This is a genomic window from uncultured Bacteroides sp., assembly GCF_910585845.1.
Lineage (GTDB): Bacteria > Bacteroidota > Bacteroidia > Bacteroidales > Bacteroidaceae > Bacteroides.
This window is the reverse complement of record NZ_CAJUHF010000027.1, coordinates 38,960-44,959: the sequence shown is the minus strand read 5'-3', so window position 1 is coordinate 44,959 and position 6,000 is coordinate 38,960. Positions and strand designations below refer to the sequence as shown.

Annotated in this window: 5 protein-coding genes; 3 read left to right on the top strand and 2 right to left on the bottom strand. The window is 45.6% G+C overall.

What is annotated here, in order from left to right; all coding sequences use genetic code 11:
• Nucleotides 1-49 precede the first annotated feature (49 nt).
• Nucleotides 50-1,009 (bottom strand): transporter, encoded by a 960-nt coding sequence (locus QZ323_RS09165; protein WP_294634311.1) that lies wholly within the window; start codon nt 1,007-1,009, stop codon nt 50-52.
• A gap of 143 nt (nt 1,010-1,152) precedes the next feature.
• Between QZ323_RS09165 and QZ323_RS09160 the strand changes: the two genes are divergently transcribed.
• The 3 genes from QZ323_RS09160 (at nt 1,153) to dnaA (ending at nt 5,077) form a co-directional block, all read left to right on the top strand.
• Complete coding sequence (locus QZ323_RS09160; RefSeq protein WP_294634310.1) at nt 1,153-2,421, top strand: N-acetylmuramoyl-L-alanine amidase; 1,269 nt, start codon at nt 1,153-1,155, stop codon at nt 2,419-2,421.
• A gap of 19 nt (nt 2,422-2,440) precedes the next feature.
• Nucleotides 2,441-3,337 (top strand): MlaD family protein, encoded by an 897-nt coding sequence (locus tag QZ323_RS09155; protein WP_294634308.1) that lies wholly within the window; start codon nt 2,441-2,443, stop codon nt 3,335-3,337.
• Between the two features lie 351 nt (nt 3,338-3,688).
• Nucleotides 3,689-5,077: a chromosomal replication initiator protein DnaA gene (gene dnaA, locus QZ323_RS09150; protein WP_294634307.1), complete on the top strand. Its 1,389-nt coding sequence runs from the start codon at nt 3,689-3,691 to the stop codon at nt 5,075-5,077.
• Here the strand turns inward: dnaA and QZ323_RS09145 are convergent.
• Nucleotides 5,074-5,808, bottom strand: a complete 735-nt coding sequence (locus QZ323_RS09145) for an NADPH-dependent oxidoreductase (RefSeq protein WP_294634306.1) — start codon at nt 5,806-5,808, stop codon at nt 5,074-5,076. The genes dnaA and QZ323_RS09145 overlap by 4 nt on opposite strands.
• Between the last annotated feature and the right edge of the window lie 192 nt (nt 5,809-6,000).

Below are 6,000 nucleotides of genomic sequence, written 5' to 3'. Positions count from 1 at the left end.
TCAAATTAGCCACTATAAGATTATTATTGAGGAAAATTTAAACAGGCTCTTAATATTTTATCTCATTTTTTCTCTTTTTCCACAACTGATAGCTATTGATGATATTTTGCCACAGCACATATGATCCTGGTCCCACCGAAGAGAGCGGGTTGAGGTAAGTGTATGCCATCCAGATGGCAAGCACTGTATTCTTCTGCCCCAGTGCCTGTCCGCCGCTGATGCGGTCGTCATAACGTCCGCCAATCTTCTTGCCTAGAAAGAACTGGAGGCAACAAGCCGCCAGTCCAGCAAAAGCAATCAGCCACTCCACACCTGCCGGTGCGTCACTCGCCACCAGCGAACGGACAGTCTGTCCGGAGACGATAGCAAGCGCCACTCCCCAGAGGTAGAAGGCAAGGTCGTGCAGTCCCAGCAAGAAGCGGTGCACAGGCGGCAAGAACATCTTCAGAAGCCACGCCATGCAAAAGGGAAACAGCAACAAGGGGAAGACCTTACTCAATATCTTCAAGAAAGCGGCAAAAAAGCCCATGCCCGCATGAGGCTCTACCAAGGGGAAGACCAACGGAACCGCTACCGCCGCCAGCAGATTGGAAAGCAGTGTATAGGTAGTCAGCGTGGATGCGCTGCCGCCCAACTTACCGGTAATGACGGCCGCAGCCGTAGCCGTAGGACAAATCAAACAGACCATCGCGCCTTCGAACACTTCGCGGTAGGTCTCGTTCATCGGACAGCAGACCAACAAAGCCGCTATCACCAAGCAGGAAAATGCCTGGAACAAAAGCAGCCAGCCATGCCACGCTTTAGGTTTCAATTCGTTCCACTTCTCTATCTTGCAGAAAGTAAGCAGGAGCTGGACAAATATCAGCAAGGGGGTAATATATGCAATCAGCTCATTAATATAGGGTTTGGCGGGCGCTAGAAAAGGGACATTCGCAAGAATAAAGTACCCCAAAGTACCCGTAATCATTGCCAGCGGCAACGTCCAGTTCTTAAGAAAACGAACCAACATACTTGTTTCATTGTTTAATTTGCGGGTGCAAAATTAAGCTGTTTTGAAGAAAAGTATCACATTTCAGAATAATAAAGTAACAAAACTTCATTCAAAACATCAGTTTTCTCCAAAATTCCACTACATTTGCATCGGCTTTTGGTATGAAACTATACAAACGATACATATTATATATCTGTACTTGCTTCGGGCTGTTCCTCTCTCCTCTCTGCACCACCAGTGCCGGGGCAAAGGATTTTATTGTCGTAATCGATGCCGGACACGGTGGGCATGACCCTGGTGCTTTAGGCAAGTTCTCCAAAGAAAAGACCATCAACCTGAACGTTGCCCTGAAACTGGGAAAACAGATAAAAAGAAACTGTCCGGACGTGAAAGTGATATATACCCGTGAACGAGACATTTTCATCCCCCTCGACAGACGGGCAGAGATTGCCAACAATGCCAAGGCGGACCTGTTCATCTCCATCCATACCAACTCCATAGCCAACAATCGGACAGCCAAAGGAGCCTCTACCTGGACGCTCGGTTTGGCAAAATCGGACGCCAATCTGGAAGTGGCAAAACGGGAAAACTCCGTTATCTTATACGAAAGTGACTACAAGACCCGGTACGCAGGATTCAATCCCAACTCAGCGGAGTCTTACATTATCTTCGAGTTCATGCAAGACAAGTATATGTCGCAAAGTGTACACTTGGCCTCATTAGTGCAGAAAGAATTCCGACAGACCTGTAAACGGGCAGACCGCGGCGTGCATCAAGCCGGCTTTCTAGTACTGAAAGCCAGTGCCATGCCCAGCATTTTGGTGGAGCTTGGCTTCATATCACAACCGGAAGAGGAACGTTATCTCAACTCGGAAGCCGGTAGTACGACACTTGCCAACGGTATCTTCCGCGCCTTCCTCTCCTACAAACGCGAACAGGAAATACGGCTCAACGGCAGCAGCCAAACCCCATTGCCCGAAAATACGGATGCCGACCGCGCAGAAGAAGCAAATGCCGCTTCCGCAGAACCGGACATGGCACAGGACAACCCTGCCCCATCCCGCGAAACCTCCCGCCAACCGACTATACCTGCCAACGGCAGCGCCAAGACAAGAAACCATACAAGAAATGCCTCCGGAAAACCAACCGGAAGCGCAGCTCCTGTATTTAAGATACAGATACTCACCTCCTCGCACCTACTTTCCCCCAACGACAAACGACTGAAAGGACTAAAGAACGTAGAGCATTATAAAGAAGGAGGAATCTACAAATATACGTATGGTGCATCGACGGACTACAACAGAGTGTTACGCACCAAACGAGAAATCACTCCGAAGTTCAAAGATGCCTTTATTATCGCCTTCAAGAATGGCAAGAAGACAAACGTCAATGCCGCCATCGGAGAATTTAAAAAGAATAGAAACAAATAAAAAAAAGACATAAGATATCATGAGGAAGTATTTTACTAAAGAAGTCAGAATAGGTATTGCAGGCATTATCGCCCTCTGCATATTGGTGTACGGCATCAATTACCTAAAAGGCATACACATGTTCAAGCCAACCAACTATTTTTATGTAAAATTCCAGAACATAAACGGCCTGACCAAATCAAGTCCCGTCTTCGCCGACGGTTTCCGCGTGGGGATTGTCCGCGATCTCTACTACGACTATACCCAACCTGGGAAAGTGATTGCGGAAATTGACGTGGAACCCGAACTGCGCATACCGAAAGGCAGCACCGCTGAACTGGCTTCCGAACTGATGGGAGGAGTGAAGATGAATCTGCTGCTTGCCAACAATCCACGCGAAAGATACATGACGGGAGACACCCTGCAAGGCAACGTCAACAACGGTATCATGGAACAAGTGGCAACGATCATGCCGCAAGTGGAAAAGATGCTTCCCAAACTGGACTCCATCCTAGCTTCCCTGAATACTCTGATCGGAGACCCCGCCCTTGCCAACACCCTGCATAGTGTGCAGAACACCATGGCAAGCATGGAAGTCACCAGCCGGCAATTACAAGGCCTCATGAGCAAAGACATCCCGCAGTTCACGCAAAAGTTGAATACCATCGGGGAAAACTTCGCCGTCATGAGCGACAACCTGAAAAAGATAGACTACGCCGCCTCATTTGCCCGAATCGACTCTACGCTGAACAATGTTAAAATGCTCACCGACCAACTGGGACGGAAGGACAACACCATAGGCTTGTTGCTGAACGACCCGTCGCTCTACAATAACCTGAGTGCCACGAGTGCCAACGCCGCCAGTCTTCTCGAAGACCTGAAAGCGCATCCCAAAAGGTATGTCCACTTCTCTTTGTTCGGCAAAAAAGACAAATAGGAAGATAGCACTTAAATAGAATAAGTCTAAATAAAGAATATAAATCGAATAGAATTGGAAAACCCTAGCCTGTCAGTGCAGAAACTAAAGTATTTTTTCATTCTCACAAATTTCTATCGGTCTTAAGCAAACCTGTTTATACACATATTCAATTAGGATTCAAAGACTTACTAAAACACAAATCCGTTTTTTAGAGGTCATTTGTGAGAGCAAAGATAAGTAACTGGAAGTAAGGTGATTATTCTTTTTAGCAGAAAAGCAAGAAAAAACGCATTTGTTTTTTCAAAATAAGATTGCCAATTTTGCAAACGTAGAAGTTTTGCTTAATCAATAAATGTATCTAAAGCCGTTATGAGTGAATTGAATCATGTCGGGTTATGGAACCGTTGTCTCGAAATCATCAGAGATAATGTTCCAGATCAGGCATATAAAACCTGGTTTCTCCCCATCACTCCATTGAAGTATGAGGACGGAACATTGGTCGTGCAAGTGCCAAGTCAGTTCTTCTATGAATTCTTAGAAGACAAGTACGTAGACTTGTTGCGTAAGACGTTGTATAAGGTGATTGGAGACGGCACCAAGTTATTATACAATGTGATGGTGGACAAAAGTTCACGTACTACGATTGATTTGGAGTCCACTCCCCGCACTCTTATTTCACAAAAGAGAGTTATCAGCAAAGAAATACCGCAAGCTCCTATCAAGGATTTAGATCCGCATCTGAATCCGGAATATAACTTTGAAACATTTATTGAAGGTTATAGCAACAAACTTTCTCGCAGTGTAGCGGAAGCCGTCGCTCAAAATCCGGCTAAAACCATCTTCAATCCGCTGTTCTTCTACGGAGCATCCGGAGTGGGGAAAACCCATCTGGCAAACGCTATCGGTACGAAGATCAAGGAACTGTATCCTGAGAAAAGGGTTTTATACGTGTCGGCACACTTGTTTCAGGTGCAATACACCGATTCCGTGCGTAACAATACAACAAATGACTTCATCAACTTCTATCAGTCTATCGATGTATTGATCATTGATGATATTCAGGAATTTGCCGGTGTCACCAAAACCCAGAATACCTTTTTCCATATCTTCAACCATCTGCACCAAAACAGAAAACAGCTTATCCTGACCTCAGACCGAGCCCCCGTATTGCTGCAAGGTATGGAAGAACGCCTGATTACCCGTTTCAAATGGGGTATGGTCGCCGAATTGGAAAAGCCGACCGTAGAATTGCGTAAAAATATCTTAAGAAATAAGATACACCGCGATGGCCTGCAGTTCCCCGAAGAGGTAATAGACTACATCGCCGAAAATGTCAGCGATAGCGTGCGTGACTTGGAAGGTATCATCATCTCCATCATGGCCCATTCCACCATCTATAATAAGGAGATCGACATGGAGCTGGCGCAACGCATCGTACGTAAGGTGGTTAGAAGCGAAAACAAGACGATTACGGTAGACAACATCATTAACGTGGTATGCAAGCATTTCTCTTTGGATACTGCCACCATTCACACCCGGTCACGGAAGCGTGAAGTAGTACAGGCACGCCAAATAGCCATGTATCTTGCCAAGACCTACACGGATTTCTCTACATCCAAGATAGGCACCCTCATCGGAAACAAGGACCATGCTACCGTATTACACGCCTGCAAGACAATCAAAGAGTTACGGGAAGTAGACAAGGCCTTCCGCGCTGAAATAGACGATATACAAACGACATTAAAAAAGCAGGATTAAAAACCCTGCTTTTTCATTACTTTCCAAAGATTTTCCGACATCGCCTCATTGTCTTCCTTCCGATAGCGTACATCGGTAAAGACCTGTGCCAACGTCTCTTTATTATTTTCCAAAATGAATTGCTTATTCTCCGGCAAGGATTCCTTATAAGCATACAACCGATCTATGTCTTCCGGCGTATAGTCGTGATAAGTCTCCTCATGCACAATAGCCTCCAACGGCAAACGATCCACTTGGGCGGGCAGCTCATCGGGCCATCCCACCGTCACTGTAGTGATCGGGAATACTAGCTCGGGCAACTCCAAAGCGTCAATTATCATTTGCGGATTATAGGTAGTAGTACCCAAATAACAGATTCCTAACCCTTTCTCCTCAGCTGCCACACAGAAAGTCTGCGCCACCAACAAAGCATCTACCGATCCGGTCACAAACCATTCAAAGTTATCATATCCGGGAACCGCATTCCTCTGCTCGCACCACTTGCTGAACCGACGAAGGTCAATGCAGAACGTCAGTACGACAGGTGCAGTCCGCACCATCGGCTGATTGAAATGAGCCGGCGCCAGTTTGGCTTTCCGGTCGGCATCGCGCGTGACAATGACACTATACACCTGCATGTTTCCTACCGTAGAAGCACGGAAAGCAGAATCGAGCAAATTATTTAACAAATCAGAAGAAATATCTTTCTGCTGATATTTACGGATTGTTCTTCTTTGTTTCAAGGTTTCCATTCTCTTGTTTTTTTTGCAAATATAGGAAAAGAATATCAGATCATAGCCAGGCATAAGTTGAAAGTTTACCAGTATCTTCTAAAAAGAAACAATCTGTTCCACCAATTCCGGTTCACAATTTTCTTTTTGGAAAACTTTCCAATCTTACTTCTGTATTAAAAAAACTAATAATCAAAACTTTAATATTAGCAA